At 36.0% G+C, this 19513-nt stretch carries 15 protein-coding genes; 10 read left to right on the top strand and 5 right to left on the bottom strand.

Annotated elements, in window-relative coordinates:
- Window position 1: 1 nt before the first annotated feature.
- From K1720_RS07675 to psmB, 4 genes are all read right to left on the bottom strand, one after another.
- Window positions 2-307, bottom strand: coding sequence for a hypothetical protein (locus K1720_RS07675; protein ID WP_423837312.1), 306 nt, complete (start codon window positions 305-307; stop codon window positions 2-4).
- A 67-nt stretch (window positions 308-374) separates the two neighbouring features.
- Entirely contained in the window at window positions 375-1706 is a 1332-nt protein-coding gene (locus tag K1720_RS07670) for a pyridoxal-phosphate dependent enzyme (RefSeq protein ID WP_251948209.1), read from the bottom strand.
- A 28-nt stretch (window positions 1707-1734) separates the two neighbouring features.
- The gene (locus tag K1720_RS07665) at window positions 1735-3681 is read right to left on the bottom strand and encodes a beta-CASP ribonuclease aCPSF1 (protein ID WP_251948207.1); all 1947 of its coding nucleotides are present in this window, start codon (window positions 3679-3681) and stop codon (window positions 1735-1737) included.
- An 18-nt stretch (window positions 3682-3699) separates the two neighbouring features.
- Window positions 3700-4323: an archaeal proteasome endopeptidase complex subunit beta gene (gene psmB, locus K1720_RS07660; RefSeq protein ID WP_251948205.1), complete on the bottom strand. Its 624-nt coding sequence runs from the start codon at window positions 4321-4323 to the stop codon at window positions 3700-3702.
- 337 nt (window positions 4324-4660) lie between these two features.
- Here psmB and serK point away from each other — a divergent pair, with 337 nt between their 5' ends.
- The 4 genes from serK to K1720_RS07640 all read left to right on the top strand — a co-directional run bounded on the left by serK (window position 4661) and on the right by K1720_RS07640 (window position 8290).
- Window positions 4661-5392, top strand: coding sequence for an L-serine kinase SerK (serK, locus tag K1720_RS07655; RefSeq protein ID WP_055283504.1), 732 nt, complete (start codon window positions 4661-4663; stop codon window positions 5390-5392).
- Between the two features lie 128 nt (window positions 5393-5520).
- Window positions 5521-6654: an aminotransferase class I/II-fold pyridoxal phosphate-dependent enzyme gene (locus K1720_RS07650; protein ID WP_251948204.1), complete on the top strand. Its 1134-nt coding sequence runs from the start codon at window positions 5521-5523 to the stop codon at window positions 6652-6654.
- Window positions 6651-7628 carry a threonine/serine dehydratase gene (locus K1720_RS07645; RefSeq protein WP_251948202.1) on the top strand — a complete coding sequence of 326 codons (978 nt, stop codon included), beginning with the start codon at window positions 6651-6653 and terminating at the stop codon, window positions 7626-7628. The genes K1720_RS07650 and K1720_RS07645 overlap by 4 nt, the downstream gene beginning before the upstream one ends.
- 5 nt (window positions 7629-7633) lie before the next feature.
- Window positions 7634-8290, top strand: a complete 657-nt coding sequence (locus K1720_RS07640) for an HAD family hydrolase (RefSeq protein ID WP_251948200.1) — start codon at window positions 7634-7636, stop codon at window positions 8288-8290.
- A gap of 249 nt (window positions 8291-8539) precedes the next feature.
- On the opposite strand, the gene K1720_RS07635 is transcribed toward K1720_RS07640, so the two are convergent.
- Window positions 8540-8881, bottom strand: a complete 342-nt coding sequence (locus K1720_RS07635; protein ID WP_251948198.1) for a hypothetical protein — start codon at window positions 8879-8881, stop codon at window positions 8540-8542.
- A 143-nt stretch (window positions 8882-9024) separates the two neighbouring features.
- Between K1720_RS07635 and K1720_RS07630 the strand changes: the two genes are divergently transcribed.
- From K1720_RS07630 to K1720_RS07605, 6 genes are all read left to right on the top strand, one after another.
- Window positions 9025-9813: a coiled-coil domain-containing protein gene (locus K1720_RS07630; protein ID WP_251948196.1), complete on the top strand. Its 789-nt coding sequence runs from the start codon at window positions 9025-9027 to the stop codon at window positions 9811-9813.
- Complete coding sequence (locus K1720_RS07625; protein ID WP_251948194.1) at window positions 9804-10832, top strand: hypothetical protein; 1029 nt, start codon at window positions 9804-9806, stop codon at window positions 10830-10832. Before K1720_RS07630 ends, K1720_RS07625 begins: the two co-directional genes overlap by 10 nt.
- 24 nt (window positions 10833-10856) lie before the next feature.
- Window positions 10857-11411, top strand: coding sequence for a Holliday junction resolvase-like protein (locus K1720_RS07620; protein ID WP_251948192.1), 555 nt, complete (start codon window positions 10857-10859; stop codon window positions 11409-11411).
- A 583-nt stretch (window positions 11412-11994) separates the two neighbouring features.
- Window positions 11995-12363 (top strand): hypothetical protein, encoded by a 369-nt coding sequence (locus K1720_RS07615; RefSeq protein WP_251948190.1) that lies wholly within the window; start codon window positions 11995-11997, stop codon window positions 12361-12363.
- A 750-nt stretch (window positions 12364-13113) separates the two neighbouring features.
- Window positions 13114-14802 (top strand): ATP-binding protein, encoded by a 1689-nt coding sequence (locus K1720_RS07610; protein WP_251948188.1) that lies wholly within the window; start codon window positions 13114-13116, stop codon window positions 14800-14802.
- Window positions 14803-14819: 17 nt separating this feature from the next.
- Window positions 14820-19505 (top strand): hypothetical protein, encoded by a 4686-nt coding sequence (locus tag K1720_RS07605; RefSeq protein ID WP_251948186.1) that lies wholly within the window; start codon window positions 14820-14822, stop codon window positions 19503-19505.
- Window positions 19506-19513: the final 8 nt, after the last annotated feature.

Genomic DNA, 19513 nt, shown 5'->3' with positions numbered 1-19513 from the left:
ATCATCCCTTCGTTATGTTGTAAAGAAGTGATTGATTTGAATAAAACTTCGGTTCTGGCTGGATGATTAGATTGTAGCTAAACAACGTGAAGTAGAGCCAGAATAACAAGAATCCCCACATTCCCTTTCTAAGAAGGATTCTATCATCTTTAAATTCCTCAGGAAGATCCTTAACAACAGCCATAACTATTTTCGGTGATACTAAGTATACTAGTAGCCCCGCAAGATACCCCATTTGAGCCTGAGTTGAGAGTACTCCGCTAATAATCCCTGCCACTGCGCCAATTGTATAAAATATGAGTGACATCTTGTTTTCAACATTCACCCTTTATCACCTAAAACTTAGTTTAAAGATTCATTTAAAATACTTTCCATTATTCCTCAAAGTTCTCAAGGAGTCTTTGTCCCTTTTCAGTAAGTCGGTAATATGTCCTTCTTCCACGTTTATAAGCTTCTTCTATTAATCCCAGACTCTCGAGTTCTTTTACATGCTGATAAACAGCTTGGTACTTTATAGGTTTCTCTAGATTCTCCCAGACTTCGTATCCATACATCGGCTTTTCTCTTAGCAGCTTTAGTATATTCAATTTTGTGCCACCTATTGAAAACCGTTCCTTTTCCTCCACATAGTAACTCTTAAGCCCAGAACCGGTTATAACTAATGCTATCTTGTCATCCTTCTCGAAATAACCCCCCTCATGAAGTTTAAGCAAAGCAGGAATTACCACTGCTGAAGAATACTCTGCAAAAACGCCCTCTTTGGCAAGTACTCTTTCCCCAAGATCGAGCTCGTCTTCTCTTATTACTACTGCAGTCCCTTTACTTTCTTTTATAGCATTTATTGCAAGTTCTTTGTTGATAGGATCCTTTACATAGAGACCAAGGGCTTTTGTAAAATCCCTCTTTGCTGGTATGTCTATTATTTCCGCTGCTATTGGGGAACAGTTCTCAGTTTGTACTGCAATTAACTTTGGAAACTCCTCGATAACACCTATCTCTAAAAGTTCTTTGAAACCTTTGTATATACTGTAAATATTACTCCCACTTCCTGTAGGAACTATGACATGAGTAGGATTAACTTCCTCCCAGAGTTCGAACGCAAGAGTCTTCTGACCTTCCACTCCAATTATATTATTTTCAGGAGTTATATCATAAAGGCCATTTAATCGGGAGAGTTCTGATGCATATTCAATGCACTCGTCCACGCTGTCACCATACCTTATAATCTTTGCTCCAAATGCTATCATCTGGATAAGCTTCCCACGATCTACCTTTTTAGGGACAACGACAAATGCTTCTTTATTTGCCCTAGCAGCATACGCTGCCAATGATGCCGCTGCATTTCCATCACTCGCCACAATAAACCCATTGTTACTCCAAGGAAGGCCATAAGAAACGCCTACTGTTGCTAACCTATCTCTAAAAGATCCCGTAGGGTTTCGGGTCTCATCCTTAATAAAAACCTCAAGTCCCACTTTCTCCCCAAGCTTAGCCCTTACTAAAGGTGTCCCCCCCTCCTTAAGAGAGATTACTTTTTCAACAGGAGGAAGAAGCTCTTTATATTTCCAAACTCCTTTTTCCCGGGATTTCCATTTATTTATTTTTACTTTGGAATAGTCATATCTAATCTCAAGTGGAGTTCCACATGAACATTTTGGAGGGAGGAGAGAGGTATATTCCCTTCCACACTTGGGACACTTTATCATATTTACTCACCAAAAAATTAAGGAAAGATCACTTGAGTCTAATTGCATCCAAATTGTTAGGAGCCCTTGTTGAGATACCAAATTTCTTGTGAATGCTTGAAGCCAAATCTAAACACTTTTGAGGTTCTCCGTGTACAGTAATTACCCTCTCTGGTCTTGGTTTTACCCTTGCAACATAGCTCATTAACTCTCTTCTATCTGCGTGACCGGAGAATCCATCTATTGTGTGGATCTCCATGTTTATCTGGATGGCTTCTGTTCTTCCACCCTCTCCAATCATTGGTATCTCTCTAAGACCCCTCTGAACTTGTCTACCTAGAGTGCCTTCTGCCTGATAGCTCACAAAGATGAGAGAATTCCTTGGATCTGGAGCTAAATTCTTGAAATATTCAACGCTCGGACCACCCACTAACATACCTGAAGATGCTATGATTATAGCAGGCTCCTCACTCTCTATTATATCTTTTCTTTCACTAGCATTGGCAACAGGTTTAAAGATCTCGTTTAGGAAGGGATTGTAACCTTCATGGAATATCTGATTCCTCAGATTCTTGCTCAAGTATTCTGGATACGCTGTATGTATTGCCGTGGCCTCCCAAATCATTCCATCAAGATAAATTGGAGCATCTAAACCCCCAACTCTGGCGTATTCCTCCAATGCTATCATGATCTCCTGAGACCTTCCAACGGCCATGGCGGGGATTAAAACTTTTCCTTTGCGTTTTATTGTTTGCAAAATTACCTCAATAAGGCGCTTTTCTGCCTCTTCTCTTGGCATTTGGTAATCTCTACTTCCACCATATGTGGACTCCATGATAAGAGTCTCTAGCCTGGGAAACTTTGCATTCGCTGGTTCAAAGAGCTTTGTTGGAACAAATTTGAAATCTCCAGTTACGGCAATGTTGTGAAGTCCATTTCCAACATGAAGATGAGCTATTGAGGAACCGAGAATATGACCAGCATTATGTAAGGTAAGTCTAAGGTCCGGTGAGATGTCTCTAACTTCTCCATAATCGAGGGTTATAGTGTGCTTGACGACTTCCTTAATATCCTTCATTCTGTAAAGTGGCTCAACTCCATTACTTTGCTGAATTTCAATGAAGTCTTTCTGAAGGAGAACCATCAAGTCCCTTGTTGGGGGTGTTGCATAAATGGGACCATCAAAGAGGTTATATCTAAATAGATACGGCAATAAACCAGAGTGGTCTAAGTGAGCATGAGTAATTATTATAGCATCAAGCAGGCCCTCTTTAAGGACATATGTAAATTCTGGGGCCTCAAAATGAGGAAGTCCTTTTTTGGGGTCATTAAGCTCAGCGACATTAACTCCAAAATCTACTAATACAAAGCTTTCATTTGTTTGAAGTAACAAAGCGCTTCTTCCAACTTCCCTAAAACCACCAAGACCCGTTATTCTTATCCAATCGCTTTTAAGTTCTGGCTTTCTGTATATGTTTTTCCCTACTTGTCTCAAAAATTTCCTTCTATCTTTGCTCTCTGATTGAAGTATTCCTCTAATTGAGTATATTGTCTGAGACTGTAAAGGAGGTGTTCTAATAACTTTGGGTGCCCAATAAACTTTTTGTGTAATCTCTCTAAGGGTTTCTCCATTTTTTCCGATAACTAATCCCGGCTTTTTAGCCTCAATTATGACTTCCCCAACAGAAGGATCAAAACTGATATTGGTTATCTCCGCCTCAGAAGGCACTATCTCCTTGATCAGTTCTTCAGCTCTCTCCGGAGCCAAAAGAACATCTGGGTCAGGCCTAACACTAATCCTCTTTTTTAAAACTTTAGCAAGGTTTTTTATGAGCTCACCATCTTGCATTACAACCTCAGGGTTTTTAACATAGATAACAAGTTCTGGTCCTTCAAATTCAACTTCAGTTATTCTAGCTTCTCGTGGAATCATCTGATTTATAATCTCTCTAATCTCCTTTAAGATCTCATCAACACTTGTTTCTCTTTTTATCACCGTAATCACCTCTTAGAATTAAAGTTTCTTGAGGATTTTCTCCACTTCTTCCTTAGAAAGCTCTTTGTATCCCTCTTTACTTATAATAACTACCATTATCCCATCTCCAGTAAAAACATCTCTTTTTATTGCTGTATTTATAGCTTTTATTGCAAGCTTAACACCCTTTTTTAGAGTAATTTTTTCATTATATTCATTATCTAAAACAGAATACGCAAACTCCATACCAGAGCCTGCAGAAACATACTTATCTTCGGTAATCCCCCCAGCCATATCAATCGAATAAAGTTTTGGGTTTTCATCATATCCACCAATTAAGAACCAGCCAAAATAGGGGAAGTACCTTCTGCCACTCAAAACGTTGGATGTTAGTGTCGCTAAGGCCTTTGTGCTCATCTCTTTGCCAACTTTTGCCTTGTATAACCTTGCTTGTGCTCTGAGAACTCTAACAAGGCTTAAAATGTCACCTACACTGCCTGCTCCTGCTAGGACTAAATGGTCATCTACTTGGAAAATTTTTGTAACCTCCCTTGAAATAACCATGTTGCCTAATGAAGCCCTCCTGTCCGCAGCTAGGACTACTCCATCACTACAAACAATGCCTACTGTTGTTGTGCCTTTAATTTTGTCCAAAGCCCACACCCCTTAGGAATATTTTCTTAGCTTGAGAATAGAAACAACTGCTACAGTTGGGCTTTGATTACGGTAGTATTTAAAGTTTTCGCAAAAATGTTGGCTTTTTTATTTCAAAATTTAAACATGGAAAACAAAGAAAAATATTTACTTTTTTCTTTTGAAAGCCTTGCTCTTCATGGCAGAGAGGAGGTCAGTTTCCTTGGGAGGTCTGTACCTTAGGGAAAGACAAGGCTACTTATGCATATTCACTAGTGTGCTAGAGAGAACGCTCTTCATATGAGAAGAAAAGCTTTTATTCCATGAAATGTTTTACAGTAGTGTAACTTCAGGGGAGGTATGAAGGATGGGTGTCGAAAAAGTTCCAAAATACAACATTCCAACAAAAAAAGTTGAATACGTTTTTATTGAACTTGACAAAATGAAGCCTCACGAGCAACTTGTCCAAAAAGAGCTTGAGGCGTTTATTGAAAGTGTAACTGGCTCTGGAGTTTTCTGGAAGCCTATGCTTTTGGCCAAAGTTCCAGGAGAAGATATGTATCTAATAGTAGATGGCCACCACAGATGGGCAGGTTTACAAAAACTTGGTGCCAAAAAAGCACCCTCAGTAATCCTAGATTACTTCAGTGATGATGTTAAAGTCTACACATGGTATCCTGCTTTTAAGGGAGACCTTGAGAAGGTTCTAGAAAGACTAAAGAAAGAGGGATTAGAAATCATTGAAGACTCCGAAGCTGAAGAAAAAGCAGAAAGAGGAGAAATAGCATTTGCTCTAATTGGTAAAGAAAAGAAGTTCTCCATCCCTGGAGCCATTAATGAACAGAAAAAAGTCAGTAAAGTGCTTGATGAGATGAGTGTTGAAGGAGAAATAGAACTCATATACTATGGACTTAAGGAAGATGCAGGAGAGGACATGGAGAAAGGTGAAATCGATTATGTCTTCATAAGAAAGGCTCCAAGTAAAGAAGAAGTCATGGAACTCGTAAAGAGAGGAGAAGTTTATTCTCCAAAAACTACAAGGCACGTCCTACCATTTAACCCAGATAAAATTGATGTGAAGCTTGAAGAACTCTTTTGAAGAACCCGTTTAACTCTGTTTTATCTATTTCCCTATATTTTACTCCCTTTTTGCTACCGACTTTGAAATGTACTTCAAGCAACATTTATATACATTCTAGATTAGGTTGTTAACTAGGTGGTCTTGTCATGAAGGTAAAGCCCTTTCTTGTTGAACGATTTATGGGAGAGCATGAACATAATGTAGAGGTAAACATAGCTGAAACCTGTGTGAAACCCTTTACTCTTGGAGAATTCCTAGAGTTCATAGGAGAAGAAGATTTTTTAGAAGAAATTAAAAACCTAAGGCTCACTTATGGGTATGTTGAGGGACTTCCAGAATTAAAGGAAGGATTAGCAAGTTTTTATAAGCATGTAAGTGCAGAAAATGTTTTCCCAACTCATGGAGCCATAGATGCTAACTTTCAGATCTTTTACAGCTTGGTTGAACCAGGAGATACTGTCATCTCAATCTTCCCTACATATCAGCAGCTCTACAGTGTGCCCGAATCTTTTGGTGCCAATGTAAAACTCTGGCACCTTTATGAAGAGGATGGATGGAGGCCCAACCTTGACGAGCTAAATGAGTTGGTGGACAAAAAGACAAAGCTCATAGTAATAAATAGCCCTAACAATCCAACTGGAGCCCTGTTGGATGAAAAAATGCTAAGAGAAATCAGCGAAATTGCTGAGGATGCAAATGCATATGTCTTGAACGACGAATCATATAGAGGCCTTTATATAAATCCTCATGACTACGTTCCATCGATAGTTGACATTTCAGATAGGGGAATAGCAACGAGCTCTTTCTCAAAGTCTCTGTCCCTAACAGGCCTGCGCCTTGGGTGGATAGCCACTTCTAACGAAGATGTTGCTAGAGAATTAGTCCTTCATAGAGATTACACTACCATAAGCATAAGCATACTCATAGAGAAGCTCGCTACACTTGCAGTTAAAAACGCAAAGAAAATATATGAGCGCAACTTGAAAATACTTCACACAAACTTCAGGATTCTTGAGAATTGGATTCGAGAAGAGCCATTAATTGACTGGGTTCCGCCAAAAGCTGGCACCGTTGCATTTCTAAAATATAACCTCGATATTCCATCAGAAGAACTTGCCATAAAACTCATGAAAGAAAAGAGTACATTTCTCGTTCCAGGCTCATGCTTCGGCATAGAAAACCATCTTCGCATAGGATATGGAAACCCCACTGAGGTTATGAAAGAAGGATTGAAACGCTTAAGGGAATTTTTAACCTCACTCGAGGGAGAGGTTCAATGATCGATGTGGTTAAAGAGGTTACCGAAGCAGAGAAACGAATTAGAAAATACATAAGAGAGACGCCTCTAGAATATTCACCTTTTTTAAGTCAGAAAGGAGATGCTAATGTCTATTTAAAGCTAGAGAACTTTCAAGTGACTGGTTCGTTCAAAATTCGCGGTGTACTCAACAAACTGCTTTCTTTAAGTGAAGAAGAAAAGAGGAAAAAAATAATTACTGCATCCAGCGGCAATCATGGAGTTGCATTTGCTTATGCCACTAGCGAGCTTGGTCTCAATGGAATTGTTTTCCTACCCGAAAATGCCTCTCCTGCAAAAATCAAGGATATAGAGCACTACAACGTGGAACTCAAATTTTATGGAAAGGATATTGTTGAAACTGAGAAGTTTGCACGAGAATTTGCCGAGAATAATGGGATGATATACATACCTCCATATAACGATCCCAAAATTATCGGAGGACAAGGAACTATAGGAATTGAACTTGAAAGGGAGTTAAAAGAGATTGATGCAGTTCTCATACCCGTTGGGGGCGGAGGACTTATATCGGGGATAGCAGGTTACTTAAAGAGTTTAAACCCCAATATAAAGATAATCGGAGTTCAACCAGAAAATTCTGCCGTTATGTACCATTCGATAAAAGCAGGAAAGATTCTCCAAATGGTATCAAAACCAACACTGGCAGATGGGACTGCTGGAGGAATCGAGAAAAACTCAATAACCTTTGATCTTTGTAAAAAATATGTGGATGATTTCATTTTAGTAAGTGAAAAAGAAATCACAACCGCTATACTACTAATGTTAGAAAGGCATCATATGGTGGTGGAGGGCGCAGCCGCTCTCTCCATTGCAGGATACTTAAAAGATCTCAAGAGGTTCAAACACAAGAACGTCGTTCTCATTATCAGTGGATGTCGGATAAGTTTGAATATCCTTATTTCACTTTTAAAATCTAAATTTCCCATGGAAGAGTGATGAAGATGATAAAAGGACTAATATTTGATGTGGACGAAACCTTGGTTTACTATGAAGGATACAATGGAAGGGATTGGTTCAAAAACTGGGGAGAGAAGGAAATAAAAAAACTTGGGATTGAGATTAATTTTGAAACTTACAGGAAGATGGTAAAAGGAGAACTTCCAAGAAGTTGGGTAGAGAAGCTTGGAGTAAATCACGTTGAATTCTGGAAAGCTATAGATAAAGCCAAGCTTAAATATAGAAAATGGGCAGCAGAAAGAGGATTAATAAAGGCCTTTCCTGATATCGGAACATTAAAAGAATTCAAACAACTTGGTTTAAAGCTTGCAGCTGTTAGCAATGCTTCTCAAGAGTGTACAGAATTTGTATTGGAGCTTTTTAATATAAAAGATCAATTCAACGTTATCTTTGGTAAAGATTACAGGTATCTTGATGGTGCTAAACCAAACCCATATCTCATAAACAAAGCTCTTAAAGCATTAAACACTCTTCCCACAGAAGCCCTTGTGGTTGGAGATTCCCTATCGGATATTCTAGCGGCACAAAAAGCAGGAGTGCAAGTTGTCCAAGTTATGAGGTTTGGCAGAATAGAAGGTGCAGATTACTATGTAGAAGACCTAAATGAACTTCTCCAATTGGTACTCCGAATTAATAGATAATGATTTATAAAGGAAATACCTAATTTATAATGCCCCTGCGCGAGGACCCACCCAATTAATGAAGGTGGGGGCGATGCAGGGGCAACAGCTCGGCCATAGCGAGGTCCCCACGGAAGGGCCTTCCGCGTTACGGAGCACAATGACCGTGGGAAACCCTGGCCGAGTACACTATTCTGGCCCGCCTGGGTTAAGCCGCTTGAGAGTGCCTTATGGCTTCAATGAGAGCGGTCGTTACGGGCGGGCCACACTTTAAACTATCTTCAATGGTTTGGAGATTGAAACTAGTTCTTCCACTGCTAGGAGGAGTTCCTCAGGAGTATTTGGATAGTATGTACCGATTTCATAGTTTCTTTTCAAACTTGTTATAAGCAAATTTGCTGAAGATTCTATAGAAGGACCCTTATAGTTTATTGTTATTTTAGAATGGAGATTACGAGATGAACGCACTTCAATATCGAATGAATTATTTTTTAGCTCTCTTATTACCCTTCTGTTTTGTGAGGTATCTCTTATAACTAGAGTTATTTTAGTTAATCTCTGATTTAGTTCTCCAACAACTTCGACTAACCTTTGATAAGTAAGTTTTATCAATAAATTAAAAGTATTAAGATATAACAATTTGATTTAATAAGATTGTATTTTGAACTTGAGAAAGAGTTTTATATTTGAATTTCGAATATTGTTTAATTATTATTGTAAATTAAAGCCAAGATATAATGAAATGAGGGAGGAAGATGAAGGAAATAAAAAAGATTCTTGGGATTATTTCTATTTTGTTTTTTGTAAGTGCAATAGTTATTATAAGTGGATGTACGAACACTACATCTCCAACAGCAGTGACAAAGACCTTTACAGAGACCAAGACTGAAACAAAAACCGAGACAAATACAGAACTGCAATCTCAAGTGGAGTCTCTTCTAGAACAAGTGCAAAAACTTGAAGAAGAGAAGAAAAACTTAACGTTCCAAATAAGTGAGCTCGAAACGGAAATTAATGAGTTGAAGAAAGTTATAGATGAGAAAAACACAGTGATAAGTGCAATGAATAAAACATTGTTAGAAAAAGAAGAAGAGTTACGGAGTTTAAAGAATATTAGAGAAATGCATAATGCTACTATTAATGGATATACATACTTTAAATCCGGAATGTCCTTAATGATGGCTGGAACATTGTATCTTAATGATGCATTACATTTAACAGAAAATGGAGAATTCGAAAAAGCGAAAAACTTTGTCAGAAATGCGACGGAATATTTCCAAAAAGCAAGGGAAAATTTCATACAAGCTAAGGAATACTTTGAAAGGGGGAAACAATATGCCAATCTCTCAGAGGATATAAGGAGAATAGGCACAATGAGTATATTATCAAGCGAATTAGCAAATGATATGGAAAGTTATCTTACAGCCTGCAGTAATTTAGAAACTGCATTGGATAAGTTTATTGAAGGAGATTACTATAATGGCCAGTCATATTTTGAGAAAGCTGTTGAATTTATTCTTGAATTAAAGGAGGGATGGAATTGAAAAAAGCATATTTGTTTTCTATGATCTTTCTAATTATTTCTAGTCAGTTAGTAATTGCAGAGGAACAAGTCTTTGATATACTTGATTACTTTCCAAGTAAACCCGGGTACTATATTAAATACAAAACTAGTGATTATTATAGTAGATTAGATGGAATTATTGAACTAGTCGCTCAACACAAAGTAGCTGAAAGTCCGACTTTTACATTGTATCAAAGTTCTGGAAAGGGATATTTTCGTAATAGTTTCCTTATGTACAAGATAGAGGGAAATATTGTGCGATTTAGAGGGGGGACTATCGGAAATCAGGCTCATTTTTGGGGATCATTTTTTTACGTTCCAAGGTATATAACTGATGGAAGTACATGGAGTCGTAGGAGTGGAGATTTTGGTAATATGGTTTACAAAGTTGAAGCATTAGGTACAATAAAGATTGGAGATGTGACCTGTGTAGAATGTATTAAAATAAGTATCACAACATCCAATACGCTACCCGAAATTGCAGATTATTTTGAAGGTGTGGAGACAATGTATCTATCAAAGGGTGTTGGAATAGTGAAAGTAACATTTAAACGGAAAAATGGAAGAGTGTTTACAGCGGAAATGATTGAAAATGGGTACTACAGCCCAAGTAAAATTACTGGAAAAATTACATTAGATGGAAAAGTTCCAGCATGGGGATATGGGGTTGCTCCTACTCCTATTGACATATGGGCATTTGTAGACTATAAAGGAGAATTTTCAATGGAAATTTACGGAGATTGGATCGTTTTATTTTTCGGACAAGCTAAGAATGGTAATATAGAATTGAAAATAGCCAACAACGATATAGCAAACATGATAGAAGTCAGCAAACCGTTTACTAATCTTTACCTGAGTATGTTTATGAACCCCAACGATAGAAATGTAAAGGCAGTTGGTAGGATAGTAGAGAAAATTGATAACTGGAGAAATTTGGGATATAATGAGGGATATGGGGTAATCTTTGTGAAAATTTCAGAGATAATAATGACAACTTAATGATACTATCAGGAGGAACATAGAATGCCTGAAATTATGTGGATTATAATTGGAATCTTGATGGTTTTAGTATTTATATTGTGGTACAAGTACTCTGAACTAAAAGGACAAATAGAGAGTAGAGCACGAGAGCTTTTTGAATACTGGAAGAGCAAAGAATTAGAAACTCAAAAACAAGTTCTGGAAGATGGGATTAGGAAAAAATACGAGGCAGAATTGCAAAGATGGAAACAAGAGGAGGAGAAGAGGATTAGAGAAGACGCAATCAAAAAGAGCAAGGCGGTTATAATGGGACAAGTTACGGAACACTTAATTCCCTACTTTCCAGATTTTAAGTATAACCCCAAAGATGCAAGATTTATTGGAACGCCTGTTGATTTTGTAGTCTTTGATGGACTAAGCGATGGAGAGATGAAGAGGATTGTTTTTGTTGAAGTAAAAACAGGGAAATCTGGAAGTCTAACAAGTAGAGAGAAACAAGTTAGAGAAGTAGTTGAAAAAAGAGAAGTCTATTGGGAAAAAATCCATTATAAACCAAATACGATAGAAATAAATAACGATATGAATGGAAGGGAATAGTTCAGTAACAAATGAATTTTTGTGAGGTCAATGTTAGACAGAAATTAGGACGAAAAGGCAGGTGAAATGTAAAAGCTCAGCGAAAATTATTTTAGGAGGAATTCCCTAGAAATTATGAGGGGAGGTATATGTTTTGGGGTTTTGGAGCCTCCAGCTTATCTCGAACCTCTAAGGAAGATGAGAAATACAGGCAAAAAGAGTTTGAGATAAAAAAGAAGATTTTGTCTAGATTTTCAATGGAGCAATTATATGAGATTCGCCAAAGATATCCTTTCCGTTTTGTTGTTGGGCCTGAGATGCTGAACCCACTAAGAACACTAACCAAATATGAGTAGGTGAAATACTATGCCAATAATCTTAGGTTTAAACGAGATCATAGATGAAGCCGAAAGATGTGGAATTAGATATAAGGATCTATTGATGAATTAGAAAAATTCAAGAAAGATTTAAAGAGTGAGAATAGAAATATAAAAACTACGAGAAAAAAGAAGATGTAGTCAAAAAAATTTTAGAAGCAAGGAATAGAAGTACTAAAATACCAGTCAAGGAGAGAAGCCCTGAATACGATTTTAGAGAACAACTAGTGAGGTATTTGGAAGGATATTTTAAAAATAGGGCAAGAATTGAGAAGGAACAACAGTTTAAACGAAATAGAATCGATATACTAATCGAACTTGATGGCCACGAAGTGGGACTGGAGTTAAAAGTTCCAACAAAGAGAGGAAGTTTGACGAGGTTAGAAGAACAAATTAAAAGATATAGGGGAGAGCTGGGTAGATTCATTGATGATCTTATTTTTGTGATCTTAGAGGTTGCGGAAGTCGAGGATCTCCCCAAATGGGTAGACCAAGCAAAGGAAAAATATGGAGTCCATATCGTGATCCTTGGTGGAAAACTAAAGCGTCGGAAAAGACAAAGAAGAAACCACAAAAGAGGATATAGGGAGTTTTAGATTATGGTAGCCAAGAATTATGAACGAGAACTTAAGGAAAAATTAAGACTTTAGGTAGAGCCTTAGGCTTTGAAATGGCCGAGGAATGGATGCTGGAACCGTTAAGAATACGAAGATAGGTGAGATGTTTATATCCAAAGAATTGATGTTGTTTGGTATAAACGGCTCGATCTAAGGTTTGTTGAGTTTTTAAAGACCATTAATAGTAAGATAAAGGAATTGTACACAAATTTGAGCATAACAAATACTTAGGATGTCCAAAATGTGTTAAGAAAGTTCATAAAAAGGACAAATCTAGGAACATATTTGTCCAGAACAAGAAAAAAGTTAAGCCTCTTGAAATAGTGTTGGGTAAAGCTTCATTGTACAATAGAAACGACGAAATTGATCTAGTAATTGACACTCTGCTCTCTGATCAAAGAGAACCTGTGAAGAACCTTAAGGCATATAATAATTGCTAAGCCGATTAAAGAGAATGCAGAAGAATAATAAGCAATAGAGTCAAACGGACTGAATACTTAGAGTTGCGGTATCAAGATTTCTCCAATTTTTCTTTTTTCGTAGCTTAGATATGTAATTCTACGGAATTAATAAAGCAGATGGCATAATACAAAATTATAATGTAATGATGTGTCATTTATTGCACCATGACATAATGTAACGACTATTAAAACTCATTAACGATAGATTTTTATACAACAATATCCACAATTAATACTCGATAAGAGAAAACAGGAGTGTGTAAATAAAATGAGTGAAAACAATGTTTCTCACCTTCGTATTGGATTTGTTCTGAGTGGTTCTACAACATCAACTGCAAAAATCCAACTTACCCAAGAAGGTGAAGAAAGGGTTTTTGAAGGTATGTTAGTGGTTATAAGTTCTAAAAGACGAAAAATAGAATATTTAGGTAGAATAGACTCGATAAAACCAGTAAATGAATTTTACAGAGAAGGAGATCCTTGGAGTGAAGCTCGAAAAAAAGGCATTCCTTTGGATGCCATTGGAGATGTTGGCAGGTCTTACGTATTATCTGAAGTGTCTTTACTAGGGACATTAGGCAACTCAGGGTTAAGAGATGTCAGGTACCCTCCTGAACCAGGTGATAAAGTTTACATGATCAACGATGGGGAAGGATATGAGAAAAAGATATTTGGAATTGAAAGAGGAGAAAGTGGCTATATCTGGTATGGTAATATAATTGGATATAAACAAATTGCGTTACCGCTAAACATTGAGAATATAACTATGCATTTGGGCATCTTTGGAGTAACAGGTTCTGGCAAATCATATGGATTAGGATATCTTCTAGAGCTCTTATCTAAAATTCCGTATGTTCTCCCAGATTCGTCAACTACATATTTAGCATTACCCACCATTGTTATTGATGCTAATGGGGATTATTTAGATTATCATGAGCACTTTTTAGATTCTGGTCTCATAGGGATAGGAAAATTTAGAAATATTTACCGAATGGTATTCCGAAAATCAAAGGCCCTTGGAAGGCCGTTTACAAAAGGGATAACTATTGATCTAGATGTTTTTAATACAAGAGAATTAGCTGAGTTTATAATTTCTTATAAAACCGCAGGAAAAGAAATAAATGAATTACAAGTGGCAGGATTAGAATTGGCATTAAAGGAACTCGAATATGATTCATTTACAAATTTGTTCACTGAGAACTTTGAAAATCTCAAATATAAGTTAGACGAACTTTCTACTGGAAGAGATGCACCGATTCATTCGTCTACTAGAAGAGCAATCGCTTCCGCATTAGAGAAATTTAAATCAGATGTAATTGAAAGGGACAAGCTCGTAACTAAATCTCCGCAGATTAATGTGGAATTTATAGAACAAATAACTAAAGAACCTTCCTTGGTAATTTTTGATTTTTCGGCAGAAGGAGCACCAGGAGTTTCACCTTTGGAAAAACAACTAGTCATAGCTTATCTCTCGAGGCTATTGTACAACAAGTTCACTGAGTACAAAAATAGGGGTGAAGATAGATATTTACTGTTTATTATTGAAGAATGCCAGAATTATATTCCTAATACAAGCAACTATCCTGTTCATGCGACTTTAACTAGGGATTATTTATCCTTAATAGCTACCCAAGGAAGAAAATTTGGGATATGTTTAGGATTAGTATCACAAAGACCTGCTTTCGTCGATCCAGTTGTTGTCTCAATGTTGAACACTTATATCATTCATAGAGTGTCTCCGGATGATGCCACATACATCCGAAAAATAAGTGGAGGGCTTCCTAAAAGTTTGGAGAATCGATTAACAACACTAGAACGCGGGAAGGCCATAGTGGTCGGACAAATGAATCCTCTTGGTTATCCTGTCTTAGTTGAAGTTGGAAGAAGGAGTATTGAACATAAGATGGGCAAAACTAACGTAATGGATGGGTTATACACATTGTTTAAGTCTAAATGAATCTGGGGGAGGTAAATATGAAAGAAATGTTGTTACCTATTTACACGAGGCTTCCTAGTGAAACTGGGAAAGGAATTGAATTTGGGAGTATTAAAAGTCGTAGAAAGGTTGCAACTAAAGTTGAAAGCTTATTAGAAATCGCAAAAAAAAGGCAATATCAACCATTGGTTTTATTCTTAATAGGAGAATGGGGTGAAGGCAAGACTACTTTGTACAATAGATATCTAAAGGATCGAGAAGATGTTTATGTATTTGATGTACAGACTGATGTGTTTATTAACTTTGCAAGGAGAATAGATAAAAAGGAAATACTCCCTCAAGATCAACATGATGCAGGGTATAATCTATTGGCCGCCCTATTATTAGCTCTAAGAGACAAACACGGCAATAAAATCAGAGAACTAATCGGAGAGCCTTTACCCGGAGAAAGGAGCTATTCTTCGGTGAAACATTTTGTTTCAAAAAGTTTAGAAATTTTAAAAAAAGTATCTCGTATTAAATCAAAGAATAGGCCAATCATATTATTTTTGGATGAATTTGAGACATTTGTTCTCACTGCGGATGATAAAATTCTCAGGGATTATGTTTTACAAGGTCTAACAAATATCCTGAATGGTAATGTCACTGAGATGTTCAAAGAAGAATTTTCTCATACAAGTCTACTACATTTAATTTTATCATTGACACCCCCAGCATATGCAAAAATAAAAGCATATGCCGGAGACATACTTGGAAGGGTATTGGCAAGAATTGAAACAATCAAACTAATGCCATTGACAATAGAAGAAAGATATGAATTCATTAGAGAACTTCTAAAATATATGTGGGTTACAGAAGATGATTTGCACACTAAATTGTTTACTCCCCCTAGCTTATTGAACCCTCTTGTTTATAGCACAATTGGGAATACTAGAGCTCTTCAGCAGGCCATTGAAAAGGTAATCACTTTAAACACAGTAGAGTCCGAAAATAAAAAGTACATCAAATCCTTAGGATATTGTGACTTTGTTGAAATATTGAGGAGGCTTTCGGTTGTTATTGCTGGTGCAGAGGTTGATTTAATTAATACTACAACGTTAAGTTCCATCTATCAAGAAATTGACAGCTTAAGAAATGAGAATATAATTGGGGTCAAACAAACTTTCGAGTTTTTTATAACAACATTTGGAGCAGTAAACATAGATGAAGTATCTCAGCAACTAAGCTATCAAAAAGAGGCAGTAAAGTATTACCTCACTATATTAAACGACATGTTTAGTCTTAATCACCCTCTAGGAACGCTATTATCAACCAAAAAATTTGTTCATGAGGTAGTTAAAATATCAGCGAACTACGAGGATTTAAAAAGAGTATTATTATCGGTACTTAATGATTTATTGACCGGATCTCACATGTTAAGTAGATTAAAAACATCATTATCACTAAATAATGAAGAATTTGTTGAGTATCTAATTGAAAAACTAGTTCTAATAGATGAACATGGAAAACTTGCTTTTTTCTGGCCGAAAGATGAGAATTTATTGTATTTAGCTGAAGTTTTCAAAATAAATGATTCTGGAGAATTAGATGAGATCTACACTGTTATCTCAAAAGCTATTCGTGAGAAGTTAATAGAAAAAGGCAGAGGGGAAAAACACGAGGGCTACTATTTGGTTTCTCCAACACTAATAAGTGCTTTGTATTTCTCTCCAGATCTCATGTATCTCGAATTTGTGAAGGATAGAGATCTTAGATTTAAAATCTGGAGGAAATCCCTACAGGAGTCAAATCCTGAATTTTTGTTTAGAGGGATATTTAGTTTGTTTATAAGAGATGACTTTAGACTTGAAGAAGCAATTCCGATATATGGCTCATCGTCTTTTAATAATATTAGTATAAAAGCTACAAAGTTTAGCGTTAAATATGCAAATAGGAAAATACCAATAAAAGTCGTTTTTAGCACAGTTACTGCAAATGTCACAGAGGATCACATTGAAAGCTTAGAACTTTATCTACGCAAACTACGGAGAGAAAAAGGTTTTATTCCTCATATCGTTGTTATCGCCTATTATGGCAATATCCAACAATCTGCTCAGAAGAAACTTGATAAGCTATATGATGAATATTTTGCAATTCCTTTCTATATCCCTCTCCCAAATCAACTTGTTCGCCTTCAGTTAGCAAGTGTTGGCCTTTTACTAGAGTACGGAGGATTTGGAAGTCTTTGGAATATTCAAGAAAAATTCTTGGACGTATTCAATAAGGGAATGGGTTATGATGAAGAGATTAGAATAGACATACTAAAGTTCCTTAACATACTAGATACATTGCGAAAAGAGTTCAGAATTGACAAAGAGCGTATTTTCAAGATGCTGGAAGAAAAAATGATTGTTATACGTCCCCTACAAAGACAACTGAAAATTGAGCATGAGAAAAAATCTAAGATCTACTCCGAAAAAGAACTTATAAGTGGTCTAAGATACTTCTTAGTGTTCCCTGATGCCATAAAGAAATGTGTTACCTCAGAGGAAGTTTTAGAATTTGCAAATAACTACATTAAGGAATGGTATTTCTATGGTCAAAAAGGCATCTTATTAGGAGATGACATAGAAAGTGAAAAGGAATTGAAGAAAAGAGCAGAAATATTAGCAGAGAACGGATATTTACTAAAGGAAAGGAATAATTTATATAAAGTTATCCTCAAGACTCCTGTAGAGAAAATTATCGAATCATTTATAGAAAGATACAATAGAGGATCAGAAACAAACAAAATTAGTATTGAATTATTGAAGGAGTACTTTATTTCTCCAGAGCCATCGACATTAGATTTTGTCATTGAAATAATGAAAGAAAAAGGATTACTTACAGATTGTGAAGATCATGGTTTTGTACGATTATTATCCGTAGGGGAGTTAGAAAAAAAATATGCTGAATTACAGGAGTATCTTAAAAAACTTAAAGAAAAAGATGATGAGCTTATTCGTAAATTGGGTTATTTTGTTGATGGCAAAGAAAGAGGGTACAGAGCTAAACACTTGCCCTCATTTTTCGAGACATTAACCTCAATATTTTTGAAGAGTGCCAGTGAAAAGCTCTCTAGGATTAGTAGAGAAGATGAACATATGATAGCAATGGTGTATTTAAAAGTTATAAATGAGCTTCTCAAGTTATATGAGGACGATAGTCACAAAAGAAGAGGAATTTATAAAGAATATTTGATCAAGACCAGAGAGAAGTTCAAAAAACTATCAAGTCAGCTAGAAAGAATTCTAGAAGAAGGCAAGACCCTTCAAGAGAAACTCCAAAGTAATGTAAATGAATATGTATTTGAAAAGCCTGTTGCTGTGAATTTAAAGGAAATAACCGCTTTACAATACCTCTGTATTAATACCAAAACGTTGTATGATTTTGAATATGATAAAGAAACATATGAAAATCAAATCGAAGATCTATGGAATTCATTAGTCATAAAAAAGCATGATGCCAAAAGTAAATTCCCATTCTACTATAAGTGGAGCGGAGCTAGTGATAGGTTGTTCTATAATTATAAACTCTATAAACTTTATGAATTAATTGGGCAATTTATGTATGGCATAAAATCACCATTAGATGCTCAAGCATTGTATAAGCTGCTTTATAATAATCCAGCCAGTTATGAGATAAACCGACCAGTAGCATTTGAGAAGATAGAAAATATAAACACGACAATAAACAAGGTATTAGAGCAAGCCCTAGATTTAAATAGGTTATCCAATCAAACTAAAAAACGGATTTCAAACACATATTTCGAGTTCTTAAGCGAATATCTGCCTACAGTATCATCCTTAAAGATTAAGCCTTCCAGAGAAGAATATATCTCACTCGATGACTTGGAAGTTGATATCAATCAGTGGAAATATCAATTAAATATCCATGAACTCATAGAACTAACGAAATTAATCGATAATGCCCTTAAGGGCATATTCACGCTAGAACAAAAAATAGAAGAGTTAAAGAGTTCTACTATTGCAAGAAAAAATACTATAGTTGAAAAGCTCAAGACTTGTCAAGAAATTGAAAAATTTGTTAGTGACTTCGTGGCCCGTATTGAAATAAAAACACGTGAATTAGAGAAGAGCGATACCTCAAATATTCGAGAGGATATAATTAGGGATTTGAAATACAAGATTGAGAATGTCCCAACGAGAAAGGAAATTCTTACTATAATTTTGCAGAAGCTTAATGACTATGTTAAAGCTTTAGAGTCGGAGAAAAAGAATATAATTGAAATTAACTCTAAAATGAACGATTTATATCAGAACATTCACAAACAAATTTTTGACAAATACATACTGCCAAGACAAAGTCTAATTTTGGATTTGATTGAGACTATCAAAAAATTGAACGAAAGCTCTATAGAATTAGAAACAGAATTTGAATATATTAAAAATGAATTCGATAAAGCATTCGAAACAGAGGATTACAAAAGACTTTGTATGCTATTCAAGAAGGAGGATAGTTTAGTAACTAAAGCGAGAGAGATTATAAAAAGACACTTATCCGATGAAGAGCTGGAAATATTTATCACATATATAGAAGCTAAAAAACAAAATCCTGCACCAGTAGAGCTAACGAGGTTTCTTGGATTGCTTAAAGAAAAACTAGGTAAATATGATGAAAAGGAAATAGAAAAAATCTTGATGAGGTTGATACTAGAAAAGAAAGTTATTGTACCATATATCTAAAATCAAAG

Origin of the sequence: Thermococcus argininiproducens (assembly GCF_023746595.1) — an archaeon.
Taxonomy (GTDB): domain Archaea; phylum Methanobacteriota_B; class Thermococci; order Thermococcales; family Thermococcaceae; genus Thermococcus_A; species Thermococcus_A argininiproducens.
This window is presented reverse-complemented; position numbering and strand designations above follow the sequence as displayed.